17 protein-coding genes are annotated in these 15,317 nt (G+C 68.8%); 9 read left to right on the forward strand and 8 right to left on the reverse strand.

Annotated features, from left to right (window positions below):
* Window positions 1-93 precede the first annotated feature (93 nt).
* The 4 genes from FLX07_RS14865 to FLX07_RS14880 form a co-directional block, all read right to left on the reverse strand.
* A complete protein-coding gene (locus FLX07_RS14865) occupies window positions 94-396 on the reverse strand; it encodes a hypothetical protein (RefSeq protein WP_142571358.1) in 303 nt (100 codons plus the stop codon).
* Between the two features lie 599 nt (window positions 397-995).
* The gene (locus FLX07_RS14870; protein ID WP_142571359.1) at window positions 996-1,574 is read right to left on the reverse strand and encodes a hypothetical protein; all 579 of its coding nucleotides are present in this window, start codon (window positions 1,572-1,574) and stop codon (window positions 996-998) included.
* 761 nt (window positions 1,575-2,335) lie between these two features.
* Window positions 2,336-2,866 carry a hypothetical protein gene (locus FLX07_RS14875; protein ID WP_142571360.1) on the reverse strand — a complete coding sequence of 177 codons (531 nt, stop codon included), beginning with the start codon at window positions 2,864-2,866 and terminating at the stop codon, window positions 2,336-2,338.
* A 732-nt stretch (window positions 2,867-3,598) separates the two neighbouring features.
* Window positions 3,599-4,060 carry a hypothetical protein gene (locus FLX07_RS14880; protein ID WP_142571361.1) on the reverse strand — a complete coding sequence of 154 codons (462 nt, stop codon included), beginning with the start codon at window positions 4,058-4,060 and terminating at the stop codon, window positions 3,599-3,601.
* A 652-nt stretch (window positions 4,061-4,712) separates the two neighbouring features.
* Here FLX07_RS14880 and FLX07_RS37030 point away from each other — a divergent pair.
* Window positions 4,713-4,976, forward strand: a complete 264-nt coding sequence (locus tag FLX07_RS37030; RefSeq protein WP_189104984.1) for a hypothetical protein — start codon at window positions 4,713-4,715, stop codon at window positions 4,974-4,976.
* Here FLX07_RS37030 and FLX07_RS14890 read toward each other — a convergent pair.
* Window positions 4,943-5,554: a hypothetical protein gene (locus FLX07_RS14890; protein ID WP_142571362.1), complete on the reverse strand. Its 612-nt coding sequence runs from the start codon at window positions 5,552-5,554 to the stop codon at window positions 4,943-4,945. The genes FLX07_RS37030 and FLX07_RS14890 overlap by 34 nt on opposite strands.
* 426 nt (window positions 5,555-5,980) lie before the next feature.
* The gene (locus tag FLX07_RS14895; protein ID WP_142571363.1) at window positions 5,981-6,592 is read right to left on the reverse strand and encodes a hypothetical protein; all 612 of its coding nucleotides are present in this window, start codon (window positions 6,590-6,592) and stop codon (window positions 5,981-5,983) included.
* Between the two features lie 393 nt (window positions 6,593-6,985).
* Here FLX07_RS14895 and FLX07_RS14900 point away from each other — a divergent pair, with 393 nt between their 5' ends.
* On the forward strand, window positions 6,986-7,900 hold the full coding sequence (locus FLX07_RS14900; protein ID WP_142571364.1) for an alpha/beta fold hydrolase: 915 nt from the start codon (window positions 6,986-6,988) through the stop codon (window positions 7,898-7,900).
* 129 nt (window positions 7,901-8,029) lie between these two features.
* The gene (gene moeZ, locus FLX07_RS14905; RefSeq protein WP_142571365.1) at window positions 8,030-9,208 is read left to right on the forward strand and encodes an adenylyltransferase/sulfurtransferase MoeZ; all 1,179 of its coding nucleotides are present in this window, start codon (window positions 8,030-8,032) and stop codon (window positions 9,206-9,208) included.
* On the opposite strand, the gene FLX07_RS14910 is transcribed toward moeZ, so the two are convergent.
* Window positions 9,202-9,609, reverse strand: coding sequence for a winged helix-turn-helix domain-containing protein (locus tag FLX07_RS14910; protein WP_142571366.1), 408 nt, complete (start codon window positions 9,607-9,609; stop codon window positions 9,202-9,204). The two genes, moeZ and FLX07_RS14910, sit on opposite strands and share 7 nt — an antisense overlap.
* Complete coding sequence (locus FLX07_RS14915; RefSeq protein ID WP_142571367.1) at window positions 9,609-10,076, reverse strand: hypothetical protein; 468 nt, start codon at window positions 10,074-10,076, stop codon at window positions 9,609-9,611. Before FLX07_RS14915 ends, FLX07_RS14910 begins: the two co-directional genes overlap by 1 nt.
* 151 nt (window positions 10,077-10,227) lie before the next feature.
* On the opposite strand from FLX07_RS14915, the gene FLX07_RS14920 reads away from it, so the two are divergent.
* From FLX07_RS14920 to FLX07_RS14945, 6 genes are all read left to right on the forward strand, one after another.
* Window positions 10,228-10,947 (forward strand): hypothetical protein, encoded by a 720-nt coding sequence (locus FLX07_RS14920; protein WP_142571368.1) that lies wholly within the window; start codon window positions 10,228-10,230, stop codon window positions 10,945-10,947.
* Window positions 10,941-12,206: a S8 family peptidase gene (locus tag FLX07_RS14925; protein WP_229689747.1), complete on the forward strand. Its 1,266-nt coding sequence runs from the start codon at window positions 10,941-10,943 to the stop codon at window positions 12,204-12,206. Before FLX07_RS14920 ends, FLX07_RS14925 begins: the two co-directional genes overlap by 7 nt.
* Window positions 12,207-12,215: 9 nt before the next feature.
* A complete protein-coding gene (locus FLX07_RS14930; RefSeq protein ID WP_223853175.1) occupies window positions 12,216-13,121 on the forward strand; it encodes a hypothetical protein in 906 nt (301 codons plus the stop codon).
* Window positions 13,115-14,305 (forward strand): S8 family serine peptidase, encoded by a 1,191-nt coding sequence (locus FLX07_RS14935; RefSeq protein ID WP_142571369.1) that lies wholly within the window; start codon window positions 13,115-13,117, stop codon window positions 14,303-14,305. Before FLX07_RS14930 ends, FLX07_RS14935 begins: the two co-directional genes overlap by 7 nt.
* Window positions 14,306-14,440: 135 nt before the next feature.
* The gene (locus FLX07_RS14940) at window positions 14,441-14,809 is read left to right on the forward strand and encodes a hypothetical protein (protein WP_142571370.1); all 369 of its coding nucleotides are present in this window, start codon (window positions 14,441-14,443) and stop codon (window positions 14,807-14,809) included.
* On the forward strand, window positions 14,806-15,129 hold the full coding sequence (locus FLX07_RS14945) for an MGMT family protein (protein WP_223853176.1): 324 nt from the start codon (window positions 14,806-14,808) through the stop codon (window positions 15,127-15,129). Before FLX07_RS14940 ends, FLX07_RS14945 begins: the two co-directional genes overlap by 4 nt.
* Window positions 15,130-15,317: the final 188 nt, after the last annotated feature.

Below are 15,317 nucleotides of genomic sequence, written 5' to 3' on the forward strand. Positions count from 1 at the left end.
CGCCACGAAGGTGGCGGAGGCATGATCAGGGCGGGCCCGGACACCGCAGCGTCGCGCCGACGGCCCCGTACGACTGGGTGTCACCCGTCAGTGTCAGTCGTCGTCGTCGCCGTCGATCTCGATGACGGCGTCACCGGACGCGAAGGCCGTGTTCTTCCGGTTGACCTTCTTCTCCTTCTCGAACTTGAAGAAGCGGAAGTCGTTGCGGTTGACAGCCGTGTTACGGCAGCCGCGTCCGCGACGTCCGCAGTGGCCCGAGCCGTGGCCCCAGTTGCTGCTGATGGTCGGGGTGCCAGGGGTGGCTGCGTGGGCCGTGGTGGCGCCCAGTGCGAGCGCGCCGCCGGTCATTACCGTGCTGATCGCCAGGCCGGTGATGACGTTCCGGAATTTGGGCATTGAGGTCCTCCTCGAAGGATGGAGTGCCCGAGTGCGACATTCCCAGTAACTGTCGGAAATGTCCGTGCGATGTCCTGTATGTCCGGTCATCGCCCGTGGCGTCTTCATTACCGATGCGGCCTGCCGGCAAACTGGGCCGGAGGGAATTTGGGCTCGTGTTGTGGTGCGGTGGCCGGCGTTGGACGACCGCTGACCTGATCGACGTTCATGCCTGATGTGTCCGTGCGGGATCCGGGGTAGGGCAGGCGTCGCTTCCCCGTCGCGGTGTTCGTCAACCCCCTGTTCTCCTTCGCTTCGGCCTATGGGAGCCGGCTCGCTCAGGACGGTGTGCGAGGCGGTCACGGGGCCGGATCGGGCGCCGAAAAGGTCAGGGCTCCGGCGAGGATCTCGCCGGAGCCCTTGTCTCATGCCGTCCGGTGGAAGGCGCTTCCAGGCATCCCGTCGCTCTGTGCGCGGATGCGCTGGAAACGCCTGGCTGCACTCACCGGCGCCGTCGTTCCGGCCGGTGGCGAAGAGGAACCGGTGGGTGGTCCCGCCCACCGACTCCCGTCCACCTGACCGGACGGCGCTGTGTCCCGCGAGGCGTCACGCCCCGCGGATCACACGTCGTTGTTGCGGTTGTTGTTGCCGTTGTTGACGTGCTCGCGGTCGTTGCGGTTCCACCAGTCGTTGTTGTTGTGGTCCCACCAGTTCTGGTCCGCCCACCAGTTGTTGTTGAGCCAGTTGAAGGAACGGTCGTCCTTCTCCTGGAAGCCGAAGGCGACATCCTTGGCGACCAGGCCGAAGGCGTCGTGGCCGGCCTTGTCATCCTTGTAGAGGTTCTGACCCCACCAGTTGTTGGTGTCCCACATGTTGTTCTGGTTGCGGTCGTTGATGTTGTGGTCGCGGTCGTTGCGCTCACGGTCGTTGTTGTTGTTCGGGAACGACGCGCCCGGGAAGAAGTCCTCTCCCTTCCTGTTGTCCTGGGCGATGCCGCCCGTGCTGTCGTCGACGCCGTTGGCCGCGCCGTCCTTGGCGATGGGGCGGTCAACGTTCTTCTTGAAGAGGACGGGGCGGTCGTCGTTCTTCCCGAAGGGGTTGTCGTCGGCGCTGGCGGCCGTGGCGCCCATGGCGACGGCCCCGCCGACGACGGCGGTGCTGAGCGCGAGCCCTGCGAAGATCTTCTTGAGGTTGGGCATTATGGTTCCTCCCTGACAGGATTCAATTTCGAATTGCCCTGTGTCTGTCGGCATTTCCCGGCCGCGTACAGCGGACAGGAATTCCTTCCTGGCTCTTATTGAGCCTTGCTTCCGACGCTAGGGTGATTTCCTGCCGGGCGGTCCGACAAACTGATGTCTGCTGCTTTTGATTAATGATTAGCTGCGTATAGGCTTGATTCGATGGATAATGCGCCTTATGTAGTGATAGGTACGATTTGCACCCCTGATGCGGCCGCGTTCCGACAGTCGGCGAGCGGGGGTGCCGGGGTGCCCGTATTTGCAATGCGGTGGGGCGGGTGCGGGGAGCGGGCCGTCGCCCGTACTTCATCCGGCTCGCGCCGCACGGGATCGGGGAGCGGCCGCGGCCGTGGACCGGGGCGGGGGCGGGGAAAGGTCGCGGAGGGGAAGGCCGCGGAAGGAAGGCCGCGGAAGGAAGGTCGAGGAGGGAAGGCCGCGGGGGGAAGCAGGCGGCGGCGATGACCGCGGCAGGGGAAAAGAGCAGGGCTCCGGCGGAACCTTCCCGCCGGAGCCCTTGGTTGTCACTGTAGAAGGATTGACGGCCGTTCCCGTTTCGGTGGCCGTCGCTCGTGAGCGAGCGGCCGGTTGATCGGGGAACGTGTCTCTGCACTCAACGGCGCCGGTTCGTGTGCCGGGGTCGGAGGCCTCATGGGAGGTTCTCCGGATCCGTCACCTTCTCAGAACGGCGCGATCGTCTCGCAGGAGCCGCTGGACCTGCCTTCTCAGTTCACGCGGTCGTTGTTGTTGTTGTTCCACCAGTTGTCGTCGTTGTTGTTGTTCCAGTTGTTGTTGTTCCACCAGTTGTTGTTGAACCAGGTGTTGTCCTTGTTCGTCTTGTCCTGGAAGCCGATCGCGACGTCCTTGGCGACGAGGCCGAAGCCAGAGAAGTCGTCGCGCCGGTCGGCGAACGCCCCCTGGTTCCAGAAGCTCTGGTTGTTCCACCAGTTGTTGTCGTTGTTCTGGTTGAGGTTCTGGTTGCGGTCGTTCCGTTCGTTGTTGTTGTTGTTGTTCGGGTTGAAGAAGACGGGGAAGACGTTCTCCCGATCACCGCGCTCGCCGATACCCCTGTTGCCCTGGGCGATGCCGCCCGTGCTGTCGTCGACGCCGTTGGCCAGGCCGTCCCGGGCGATGGGACGGTCGACATCGCTGGTCCCCGACGCGGCGCCGGCGGCGCCGGCGCCCAGGGCGAGCGCACCGCCGATGGCGGCGGTGCTGAGTGCGACACCGGCGATGATCTGGTGGAGCTTGGACATGCGTGTCCCCCTTGACAGGATTCAGTATCCCTGAATTTGTTTAGGAATTTCTGAGAGAAATGTCCTTCGGGCCCTTAATTGAGCCCTAACTTCCTGTGCTGTCATGATTTCCAGCGCGACGGCCTGACAAACGGCGATCTAAGCCTTTTGATCACTAGTTAGAGTCTTATGAGCTGACTTAGAGGTATTGAGAGAGAAATGTCCCTATTGACCGATTCCGGCGAGGGTGTTCACGCGTCGACGCTCGGCCGTGAGACGGAAACGAAGGCGGCAGGCCTGAGCGCCTACGGCGTTGCGGGTGCCGTCTGCCGCTGTCACTGTCACTGTCGCTGTCACTGTCGCTGCCTCTGTCGCATCGCCGCTGCCGTGTGGCCGCGGCCGCTTGGGCGGGCCGGGAGCGGGTGTGTCCCGGGGGCCTCCGTGCTGTCCGGAACCCGCACACGAATCCGTCGCTTCGGGCTCCGTGCCTGAGCCGGCCGTACGGGGAAAAAGTCAGGGCTCCGGCGAGAGTCTCGCCGGAGCCCTTGTCTCTGCTGGATCGAACGGCCGTTCCCGGGGCGTGGAGTGCTCACGGAGCTTTCGACGCCGCAGGAACGTGACTGCGCCTCAGGGCGCCGTTCTCCTGTCAAGGCGGTGGAGGACGGTGCGGCCGGCCGTTTCCGTCATCCCTTCACCTGCCAGGATTTCGGAGCGGCGCGGTCGTCTCACGGGCCGTCGCCGGCCCCGCCTTTCTCAGTTGCAGAAGTTGTTGTTGTTGTTGTTGTTGCACCAGTTGTTGTTCTGGTTGTTCCAGCAGTTGTTGTTGAACCAGCTGTTGTTGAAGAAGTTGCTGTCGCGGTTGGTCTTGTCGCTGAAGGCGATCGTGGCGCAGGGGCCGACGATGGCGAAGTTGGAGTCGCTGTCGAGGTTGTCGGAGAACGCGCTCTGGTTCCAGAAGTTCTGGTTGTTGCACCAGTTGTTGTTCTGGTTGTTGTTGCACCAGTTGTTGTTGTTGCAGTTGTTGTTGTTGTTGCAGTCGTTGTTGTTGTTACAGTTGAAGGGAACGAAGTTGTTGTTGTTGCAGGGCATGCCACCCATACCGAAGAAACCGTCTCCACCGCTGGCGCTCGCGGCTGTGGCGCTCATGGCGATCGCGCCCCCTGCGATCGCGGTGCCGAGTGCGAGTCCGGCGAGAACGTTCTTGAACTTAGGCATTGCTGTCCCCCTTGAAAGAATTGGAATTCCCCGCATCCTCCGATATTTCTCACTGGAGATTCGAGAGAAATATCTCTGTGGCCCCTGTGGGCCGGGTTCCTGCGATACGTTGATGTCCGGCGGGCGATCCCGACAAACGCCGCCCTGTCGCTTTTGATCAGCAATTAGGACTTTATGGCGATACTTAGAGTCATAAAGGGTGACTTGTCCCATAATGTCCGATTTGAATGTGAGAGGTCTCGCGGGCTGAAGGCGCCGCAGAGCGTCAGCGGCGGTCGTGCCGTCGGGTGGAGGTGACGGCGCGGGCACAAGCCCGTCCGGCCGGGGCGCACAGCAGAGGCCGAGCAGAGGCCGGGAATACAGCGGAGGCCGGGGAACGCAGAGAGCGGCCGGCGGACACCGCGGAGCGGCCGGGGGACACCGCGGAGCGGCCGGGTCTCGCGCGGCGCGTTCGAGGTGACGTGGAGTGGGGCTCCGGAAGGGGCTGCGGAGGGCGAGCCGGCCTGGGCGGTGGTGGCCTGCGGGAATCCCGGAGAACGCGACTGAGGGCTTCGCCCGCGCGGGCCGGGGTCGGGGCCACACCCGGAGGTGGCGGCCGGGGAGCCGGGACCTCGATGATGAACCCGGGTGGGCGCGGCGAACAGTGACCGCGGTGACCCAGGTGACCGAGGCGACCGCGGTGACCGAGGCGACCGCGGCGGCCGAGGCGGCCGAGGCGGCCGCGGTGGAGGGAGACGACGAGTGCCCGTGCTCGCGAGGGGCGTATCTCTACGCCCCGGCGAGCACGGGCACATTCATCCGGCACCCGGGCCTGGCGGCCCGAGGCTCAGCGTGGCCGGTCAGTGTGACCGGTCAGCGCGGCCGCGCTGCGGACGCTGCGAATCAGGGAATGGCGTCGTACGACGGCCGGGGGTAGTTACCCCTCCGGTGCTTTCCGTCGTTCTTCTCGATGTCGGCGTCGACGTCGAGGTCGACATCCTTGGTCTTGGCCTCCGGGTTGACCTGGGTGGCCGTGTTCGTGCGCGGGTCGGCCTGCGCGGACTGGTCCTGCCACGGCCGGTTGTGCAGCTGGTTGTAGTCGCTCGTGCTGGTGTACGGAAGCGTGGAGTTCTGCGACCACTGCGAGTTGTACGGAACCGCGGCGGAGCCGTTCGACGACTTCTGGAACGGCGTGAGAACGAGCGTGAAGTCACGCAGCAGGAACTGGCTCTGGTTCTCCGACTGACGAGCGTGCTGCCACTCGTGGTTCTTGTTCTTGTTCTTGTTCTTGTTCTTGTTACGGCCCTTCTGCCCCTGGGCCTGCCGGTTGGTGTTGTAGTTGCGGTTGTAGCTCGGCCGGACGTAGCGGACACCGCCGGACGGAGCGGGAATGTACCCGCCCATGACGGTTGCTGCGCTGGCCGTGCCGGCGGTGGCGCCGCCGAGCACGATGGCCGCGCCGCTCAGCGCGGTGCCGAGGGCGAGGGCCCCGGCGATGTTCTTCAACACGGACATCTGGGTGTTTCTCCTCTGAATATCGCAACCCCGGCCCGGTCCCGTGAGGGACCAGGGCGGGTGGTAGTGGGTTCGGCGCCGTCGTGTGTGACGCGGCGCGATGCGTTCGCCCGGCACCGGTGGTCCTCTCCTCGAAAACGCCGCCGGTGCCCTGCTCTCTCGACTGCTCTCTCGACTGCTCGTTCGCCCGTGGACGGAGCGGCGGACGCGGGCGGCTCCGGAGCCGTGTCTCACGGCCATCCGATCGCCGTCCGTTCCGCGTGCGGAGTGCCCGCCGCTCCGCGCTCGCGCGTGTCTCCCGTCGCTCGCGGTTCCGGCGCAGCTAAGGCCGCCGGTCACGAGTACGGGTGGCCGTCGGCTGCCGCGTCACCCGCAGTGGCCGGGACGTTAACCGAGGCCGCTCATGGGCCGCTCGTGCGGATCCCGTCAGGGCACGATCACGGGCTCGTCGCCGCGGTCGTAGCCGCGGTCGTAGCCGCCGTAGTGGCCCTTGTTCTTCTCCTTCTCCACGTCCACGTCGATGTCCGCGTCGATGTCCTTCTTCTTCACGCGCGGGTTGACCTCGGTGGCCGTGTTCGTCTTCGGCTGGGCCAGGGAGTCCTGGTCCTGACGCGGGTTGTTGAACTGGTCGCTGTAGCTGTTCGTACGGGTGTACGGGTACGACTGCGTGTTTCCGTACTGCCAGTTGTACGGAAGCGCCCGCGCGTCGGTGTCCGTCTTCTGGAACGGCGTGAGGACGAGCGTGAAGTCACGCAGCAGGAACTGGTTCTGGCCCTGGTTCTGCCGCTCGTGCTGCCACTGCTTCGTCTTGTTCTTGTTCTTGTTCTTGTTGGCGTTCGCACCCTTGTTCTTCTGGTGCTGCGCATTGCGGTTGCGGTTGTAGTTCGCGTAGGGGTAGCCACCGCCGCCCACGTAGCCGCCCATGACGGTCGCGGCGCTCGCGCTGGTGGCGGCGACAGCGGTACCCAGGGCCACGGCACCACCGGTGAGCGCGGCGCTGATCGCGAGGATCCCGACCAGGTTGTTGAACTTGGGCATTTCATGTCCTCCTTGAAGGATTGTTGCCCCGACACTCCGGCCTTTTCCAAGTCGTTCGGAAAATGCCCTTACTGATGACCCTTGGTGGATCATCCCTGCATTGTCTTGTTTTCCTCACCGTACGAGTGACAAACGGCGGTCGGCGGCTTTTGCCATTCACTTATCGCTTTATTGGCATCGTTAACACCGATAGGATCGCTTTGGTCCGAAATGTGATTCGTATCCGCATTTCGAAATGTCCGAATGAGGGCGATATTGCCCCTATGTCGCTCTCGCTGATCGGGGCGAACCCGGATGATCGATCCCGCGTCCCCCGGGTAGTGGGAGTGCCCCCCGGGGTGACCTACAGGCAGGGTTATGGTCGACAAGCACGAGGCGAACAGGGGAGGACGCGTGGGTGTCGAGCCGATTCCACCGTGGCCCGGCCAGCTCATCGACATGGGTGACGCGCGCATCCATGTGCGGACGACTCCGAAGGGCCCGCCCGAGACCGCCGTATTCGTGCACGGCCTGGCGGGTTCGGCGACCAACTGGACCGACCTGATGGGCGAGCTCTCCGACGAGGTGCGGGGGGTCGCCGTCGACCTGCCGGGGGCGGGGCACTCCCCGGAGCCCGCGGACGGCGACTACTCGGTTCCGGCACACGCCAGGGCGCTGGTCCGGGTCGTCGAGGCCCTGGGGGAGGGGCCGGTCCACCTCTTCGGCAATTCCATGGGCGGCGCGGTCTCGGTGCGGGTCGCGGCCACGCGGCCCGACCTCGTCAGGTCGCTGACGCTGGTCTCGCCGGCGCTGCCCGACCTGCTGCCGAGGTACGGCCCCGCCAGGATCGCCATGTCGGCCACCCCGCGCCTGGGCGAGCTGGCCGTCCGCTGGCTCGGCGCGCTGCCGCCGGAGCGGCGCGCCCAGGCGACGTTCAGCATGTGTTACGCCGACTCCGGGCGGGTCCACCCGGAGCGGTTGCACGAGGCGATAGAGGAGCTGCGCCACCGCGACGCCCTGCCGCACGCGGGGGCGGCCATGGTCGGCTGCGCCCGTGCGATCGTGCGCGAGTACTTCCGCGTTGGCCCGGACAACCTCTGGCGGCAGGCCGAGCGGGTCCGCGCGCCCACCCTCGTCGTGTACGGCCTGCGCGACCGGCTGGTCCACGCCCGCATGGCGCACCGGGCCGGACGGGTCTTCCGCGACGTGCGCCTGGTCACCCTTCCGCACGCCGGTCACGTGGCACAGATGGAATACCCCGAGCTCGTGGCCCGGGAGGCGCGCCGCCTGCTCGCCTACACGAGGACGCCCCTGCGCCGAACGGCGTGAGTGGGGAATGCCTTGATTGGGGAATGCGGGGCCACCCCGGTTAAGTTGTGAGAAGAGCTTGTGTTGGGCCCATGGAGCCGAGCGCGACCATTGGCACGAAAACGGGACACGGAGAGCAGGAGTGGGACTGTGTCGTTGCCACCGCTGGTAGAGCCGGCAGCAGAGCTGACGGTTGACGAGGTGCGCCGCTACTCGCGCCATCTGATCATCCCCGACGTCGGCATGGCGGGTCAGAAACGCCTCAAGAACGCCAAGGTGCTGTGCGTGGGCGCGGGCGGTCTGGGCTCCCCCGCGCTGCTGTATCTGGCCGCGGCCGGGGTCGGGACGCTCGGCATCGTCGACTTCGACGTCGTGGACGAGTCGAACCTGCAGCGCCAGGTGATCCACGGGCAGTCGGACGTGGGCCGCCTCAAGGCCGAGTCGGCCGCCGCGAGCGTGCGCGAGATCAACCCGCTGGTCAACGTCATCATCCACAACGTCGCTCTCACGACCGACAACGTGATGGACATCTTCTCCGGCTACGACCTCATCGTGGACGGCACGGACAACTTCGCCACCCGTTACATGGTCAACGACGCGGCCGTGCTGCTCGGCAAGCCGTACGTGTGGGGGTCCATCTACCGGTTCGACGGCCAGGCGAGCGTCTTCTGGGCCGAGCACGGCCCGTGCTACCGCTGCCTCTACCCTGAGCCCCCGCCGCCGGGCATGGTCCCGAGCTGCGCCGAGGGTGGTGTGCTCGGCGTGCTGTGCGCGTCCATCGGCTCCATCCAGGTGAACGAGGCCATCAAGGTCATCACCGGCATCGGCGAGCCGCTCGTCGGCCGCCTGATGATCTACGACGCGCTCGAGATGAAGTACCGCGACGTCAAGGTCCGCAAGGACCCCGAGTGCCCGCTGTGCGGCAAGAACCCCTCGATCACCGAGCTGATCGACTACGAGGCGTTCTGCGGCACGCTCTCCGACGAGGCGCAGCAGGCCGCCGCGGGCAGCACGATCACCGCGGCCGAGCTTGAGGCGATGCGCGAGCGAGGCGAGGACATCATGATCATCGATGTCCGCGAGCCGAACGAGTACGAGATCGTCAACATCCCGGGCGCGGTGCTGATCCCCAAGGGCGAGTTCCTCAACGGCTCGGCCCTGGAGACGCTGCCGCAGGACAAGAAGATCGTGCTGCACTGCAAGTCGGGCGCCCGCTCGGCCGAGGTGCTCGCGGTCCTCAAGAACGCCGGCTTCTCCGACGCCGTCCACGTGGGTGGCGGCGTGCTGAGCTGGATCAAGACGGTCGACCCCAGCCTGCCGACCTACTGACGCGGAACCGACGACGGCCGCCGCCTCACGACGAGGCGGCGGCCGTCGTCGTCCACACGCTGGTCGTCCACAGGCTGGTCGTCCACAGGCTGAACGCGTTCGTCCGGCACCACGCTGAGGCCGCTGGGCGCGACGATGCGCTGCAGGTTCTCGACGTACGCGGTGAACGCCGCGCGCCCCTTGCCGGTGAGCTTGAACCACGTCTTGGGCCGCTTGCCCACGTAGCCCTTGCGTACGGCGACGTATCCGGCGGCCTCCAGCGCGCTGCCGTGCTTTGACAGGACGGAGTCGCTGACGCCGACGGTGTCGCGGACGAACCCGAACTCCGCCTCGTCGGCCGCCGCGAGCAGCGAGACGATCTGCAGCCGGGCCGGCGCGTGGATGACCGGATCGAGCTCCATCACCGGGCCTCTTCGAACCGGCGGGCCACCCGGCGGGCGATGCGGCGGGAGATCGCCCGGCTGCCGAGGGCGAAGTACGCGGTCATGGCGACGCCGCCGCAGGCCATCCCGTACGGCACGTCCGCGGCCTGGAGGGCGAACGACACCACCCAGCACAGCACGAGGCCGCCGAAGAGCCAGGGCAGGTAGACGGCCGAGAAGGCCCGTCTGGCCGCGGGCTCGTTGACGGTCATCGGCCGCGTCTTGACGAAGACCGCGATCAGGGCGCCCAGCGCCGCGCAGAGCAGGATCCCGCCGCCCACGGCCATCGGGATCGGCGTGCCGGGCTCGCTGACGCAGAGGATTCCGGTCACGAGCAGGCCGATGCCCGCGATGAACCACGTGGGCAGCCAGGGTAGGGATCTCATCGCCTTCGCCTGCGTCTGCCGGATCGTCGCCAGGCTCCGCGCCGCTTCCTCGGGGTTCATAGGGTCTCCTCCCAATGCTCTTTCCGCTTCGGAAAGTACTTTCCACTTTCCATAGCGTCAAGTACTTTCCGGGGGCATTTGTGGGGATGGCGGGCGGTAGGTCGCGTTAAGGTCACTGAAGGAGGGAGGCCGCGGCGGGAACGGAGGCGCAGTGGGCGAGACGCGGACCTGGCCGGCCGTGGCCGTGGCCTCCGCGATCACCCTCGTCTGCGCGATCGTCGGCGGGATCGCGGCCAGCGCCGCCGTCGCCGAGCTGACGAGAGGCCCGAGCGCGGCGGAGCTGCGTGAGGCGCAGGCGGCCGAGACGGCGCTGCGGTGGGAGCGCTGGCCGACCGGCCGGATCTTCCCCGCCACCCTGGTCTACACGAGCGAGCAGGGCGGGCGTGAACTGGCGCGGCGGGTGGGCATCTCCTCGCGCACCGACTGCCGCGGCGCCGTCGACACGGCCATCGCCGGCCAGATGACGGCGGCCGGCTGCCGGGCGGTCCTGCGGGCCACCTATCTCGACGCCCTGCAGGGCGTCGTGGTGACGATCGGCGTGGCGGCCTTCCCCGACGCGCTCAGGGCGCGCTCGGCCATCCCCATCTTCCCCGGCGGCGGGTCGGCCGCCCCCGGGCTGCGCGCCCTCGCGTTTCCCGGCACCGTGACCGACCGCTTCACCGCGAGCGGGCGCCAGTCGCTGACGCTGCGTACGGCGGGGCCGTACCTCGTGATGGCGACGGCGGGCCAGGTCGACGGCCGCCCGGCCCGTGCGCTCGGGGAGCAGCGGGAGACCATGTTCTCGTTCACCGAGGACCTGGCGGAGGAGGTCGGCGCGACCCTCACCGCTCCGGCGTCCCCGGACTGCACCGCCAAGGAGTGGCGGTGCTGACCGCGCTGCGCCGCGGGGCTCTCGCGGCGTCCGCCGCCGCGCTCGTCCTGTCGGGCGGCGCGTTCCTCGTCCCCGGCCCGGCCAGGGCCGACGACGTGCGGCTCAGCCAGCAGGACGTGCTGCGCACGCTCGACGTCGACAACGCCTGGCGGCTCACGAAAGGCAGGGGCGTGACCGTCGCGGTGCTCGACTCGGGTGTCGATCCCGATCACCACGACCTCGCGGGATCGGTCGTCACCGGGAGGGACTTCACGGCCGGGGCCAACCCGCGCGGGGTGCAGCCGGTGCGCCTGCACGGCACGTACATGGCCTCGCTCATCGCCGGGCACGGACACGGTCCCGGCGGCGCGGACGGCATCATCGGCATCGCGCCGCAGGCCAGGGTGCTGTCCGTGCGGGTGATCCTGGAGGACGAGGAGCCAGGGTTCCGCACGTTCAACTCCGACGCGCGGTACGAGGCCGTGGTCGCCAAGGGCATCCGGTACGCCGTGGACCACGGCGCCGAGGTCATCAACCTGTCGCTGTCGAAGGACATGCCGACGAAGGACGAGCGCACGGCCATCAGATACGCGATCTCCAAGGGCGTCGTCCTCGTCGCCGCGGCGGGCAACGAGGGCGCGGGCAAGCGGACCGCGCCGTACTCCTACCCGGCGGCGATCCCCGGCGTGATCTCGGTCGCGGCCGTCACGTCCACACTGAGGCGGGCCTCGTTCTCCAACCGGAACTCCTCGGTGATGGTGGCCGCGCCGGGCGTCGACGTCCTGGGGGCCGGTCCCGGCGACGAGTACTGGGTCGGCCGGGGGACCTCGCAGGCGACCGCGCTCGTCTCCGGCGTCGCCGCGCTGATCAAGTCGCGGTATCCCCGCATGTCGCCCGCCCTCGTCGCGCAGGCGCTCACGTCGTCGCCGGCCACGAAGGGGCCGTACAACACCGGCACCGGGTTCGGCGTGGTCAACGCCTACCGGGCGCTGAGCGTCGCGGCCACCCTCGCCCGCCACCGCGCCACGGCGTCGGGGGCGGGCGTGCAGAGCCCCTCGCGTGCCGTCCGCCCGGCCGCGGGCGACCAGGACCCGATCGTGGTCGTACGGCGCGACACGGGGGCGATCCTCCTCGACGGAGCCATCGCGCTCGGCGCCTTCGCCGGGTCCGGCGCGGGCGTGGCCGTCCTGCTGCTCCTCACCCGGCGGGCACGCAGACGGCAGCGGGAGGAAGACGACGCGCTGCCGCCGGCTCCTTGGCCGACAGGCCTGCCGACGTAGCATCGAGGTATGCCGCCCGAGCAGCCCCGCATCCCGCAGACGGCGCGGACGCCGTCCGGCCTCCGGCGGGTGGATCCGCGGGCGCTGCCGCTCGGCGCGTCCGCCCGCCGCGCCCGCGCGCGTCCCTGGACGGCGTCGAGGGGACGGGCCGCCGCCGCCCGGGCGGCCAGGGAGCGGGCCGAACTCGAGCGCGGCATCCGCTTCCGCTCGCTCTATCTGACGATCATGGGCGTCGTTCTCGCCGTCGCCGCGGTGAACGTGCTGCTCGGGTCGGTCGGGCTGATCCAGGAGAACAGGTCCAGGCCGCTGACCGAGGCCGAGCGCGCCCGCTACGTGGCCGAGGACGTGGCCCGGCGGTGGCGTGCGTGGCCCGCCGGCATGGTCTTCCCCGAGGAGCTTCCGTACACGGCGCTCGGCCGCGCCCAGCAGTACGCGCGCAGGGTGGGCATCGCCCCCGAGGCGGCATGCGCCGAGGCGGCCGACGCGCCGGTGGCGTCGGTGCTGCGGGGGCACGGCTGCCAGGCCGTGCTGCGCGCCACCTACGTCGACCAGACCTCGACGTTCGCCGTCACCGTGGGCGTCGCCGTGCTGCCGAGCGAGCAGGCCCGCGCCGACGCGGCGGGCGAACTGCCCGTGGACGACCGGGTGGGCGTACGGCCCGTGGCTTTCCCCGGCACGGTCACCGACACCTTCGGCGCGGCCCAGCGCCAGCGCACGGGATGGGTGGGCGCCGGGCCGTACATCGTCTTCTCCGCTGTGGGGTACACCGACGGAAGGACTCGTGAGTCCGTCCCACTGGAGGAACAGGTGAACAGCGAGATGTGGCCCGTGGCCGAGACCGTGGCCGGGCGCATCGCGCGCGCCCTTGGAGAGCCCCCCGACGTGCCTCGCTGCACCCAGGGGAACGTGTGCTGAGGCCGGCCTTCCTCTGTGCGGCGCTCACGGCCGTCCTCCTGGGGACCGGACCCGCGGTCGCGGCGGCGCCGGCACCCGGCGGCGAGGACTCGCGGTGGGCGCTCGACGCCGTCAACGCCGCCGCCGCCTGGAAGGTCAGCAGGGGCGCGGGCGTGACCGTCGCCCTGCTCGGGAGCGGGCGGCCCGACGACGCCGTGCCCGAGTTGAGCGGCCGGGTCGAGCGCGGGCCGGACCTGACGGGCGCGATGTTCGGCGACGACACGATGCGGCCGGGCGACGACGTGACCGCGCTGGCCTCGGCGATCGCCGGGAGCGGGCGCGGCGGAGGGACGTCCGGGATCGCGCCGGAGGCCCGGGTGCTGTCCCTCACCGTGGTCCGGAGCCGTCCCGGCGAGGCCGGCGTACCCGGCGAACCTGGGGGCCCGGCGGGACAGACACCCGCGGAGACGCAGGACAGCCCGCTCGCTCGCGGCATCCGCTACGCGACCGGCCGGGGCGCCAAGGTCATCTGCCTGCCCGTCCCCGCGTACGCCGTGGACCGCGTGGAGCGGGATGCCATCTCCTTCGCGCTGGCGAGGGGTGTGGTGGTCGTCGCGGCCGTGGGGGACGCCGGCCGGTCACCGTACGCCCGCGAGAACGGCACCTCCTACTGGGCGTTCCCCGCGGGCTACCCCGGGGTGGTGGGCGTCGCCGCCGTCGACCGCAAGGGCGCGAAGACGCCGGGCAGCAGCGACAACCTCTCGGTCCTGGTCGCCGCGCCGGGGGACCACGTGCCCGTCACCCTCGCCGGGGGCCGCCGGGGAGCCGTGTCGGGGACCGGTGTGGCCAGCGCGCTCGTCGCGGGTGCCATCGCACTAATAAAGGCTAAATATCCGGATTTGTCGCCGGAATTGGTGTCGCGTGCTTTGACAGCGACCTCCCGCCCTCATCCGTCCGCGGGTTATGACGACAAAGTCGGATTCGGTGTCGTGGACGCGGCGGCCGCCCTGCGAAAGGCCGCGGAGCTGACCGGATATGGCCACGCGTCCTCGATGCGGGACGACGCGCATTTCGGCAAGGGCCCGGGGTCGCAGGGGCCCGCACGCCCTGGGCCGGATCCGGTTAGGCTCTGGATCTACGGCATCGCCGTCGCCCTCGGATTCGGCGGTTTCTGCGCCGCGGCCGTCGCGCTGCGTCGCCGATGACCCGGTGTCGCCGATGACCCGGCGCCGCCGGTGATCACATGTTGGCCGCCGTTCTGCAGCATTTCGGACGCGGTCTTCCCGATGTTCGTGTTTCCGGTGACAAAGCCAGGTCAAATTTCGCTAGGGTCCCGGCTCATGGGGTACGAGCTGCGCGTAGAGCGGGATGCACCACTCGCCTACGCCGAACTCGCGAGCGTCTCGGCGACGGCCGGATTCGAGCTGCGCGGGTCGCACGAGGCGGGCGAGATCGTCGCACGCCACGGCGACTCCGTGCACCAGATCGCGATCTGGTCGGGACGGCTCTTCGGCCAGCCCGGGTCCGACTGGCAGGTCGCCCAGCTGGCACTTCTCACCGATCTCATGGGGGCCCGGCTCGTGGGTGAGGATGGCGAGGCGTACGGACTCAGGAACGGCGTCGTGGAGCAGATCAACGGATCGTCCACCTACGAGTTCGGCAAGCTCGAAGAGATCATCGCGGCCGGGCCGACCGAGTGGAGCGCTTGAGGGACGGCCGCGGTCAGCCACCGCCCTACGCGGAGCGGGTGCTCGACCTGGTCGAGCGGATCCCGCCCGGCATGGTGATGTCGTACGGAGACGTCGCCGAGTATCTCGGCGAGGGGGGCCCGCGGCAGGTCGGCCGCGTGATGTCGCTGTGGGGCGGCGCCGTGCCGTGGTGGCGGGTGATCCGCGCCGACGGCACCCCCGCGCCCGGTCTGGAAGCCGAATGCCTGGCCCGGTGGCGCGAGGAGGGCACCCCGTTCCGCGGCGTGCGGGCGGACATGCGTGCGGCCCGCTGGGACGGCCGGAACCGGCCGTCGCCATGATCGTCGTTGTCCGTTCCCGGTCTGACTCGGGGGCTGACACGCCGCGCCCCGGGCGGTCCGATCGGCGTTCTTCCGCCCGGCGTAGTGCCTCTCGTCACCCGGTGCCACAGGGGTGTCACCCGCTGATTCACAGGAAATCCACAGGCTTTCGCGAGTCAGGTCTGGCAGTGTTCTGAGGGCATTACCAT

The sequence above is a fragment of the Microbispora bryophytorum genome (assembly GCF_006874465.1).
GTDB lineage: Bacteria > Actinomycetota > Actinomycetes > Streptosporangiales > Streptosporangiaceae > Microbispora > Microbispora bryophytorum.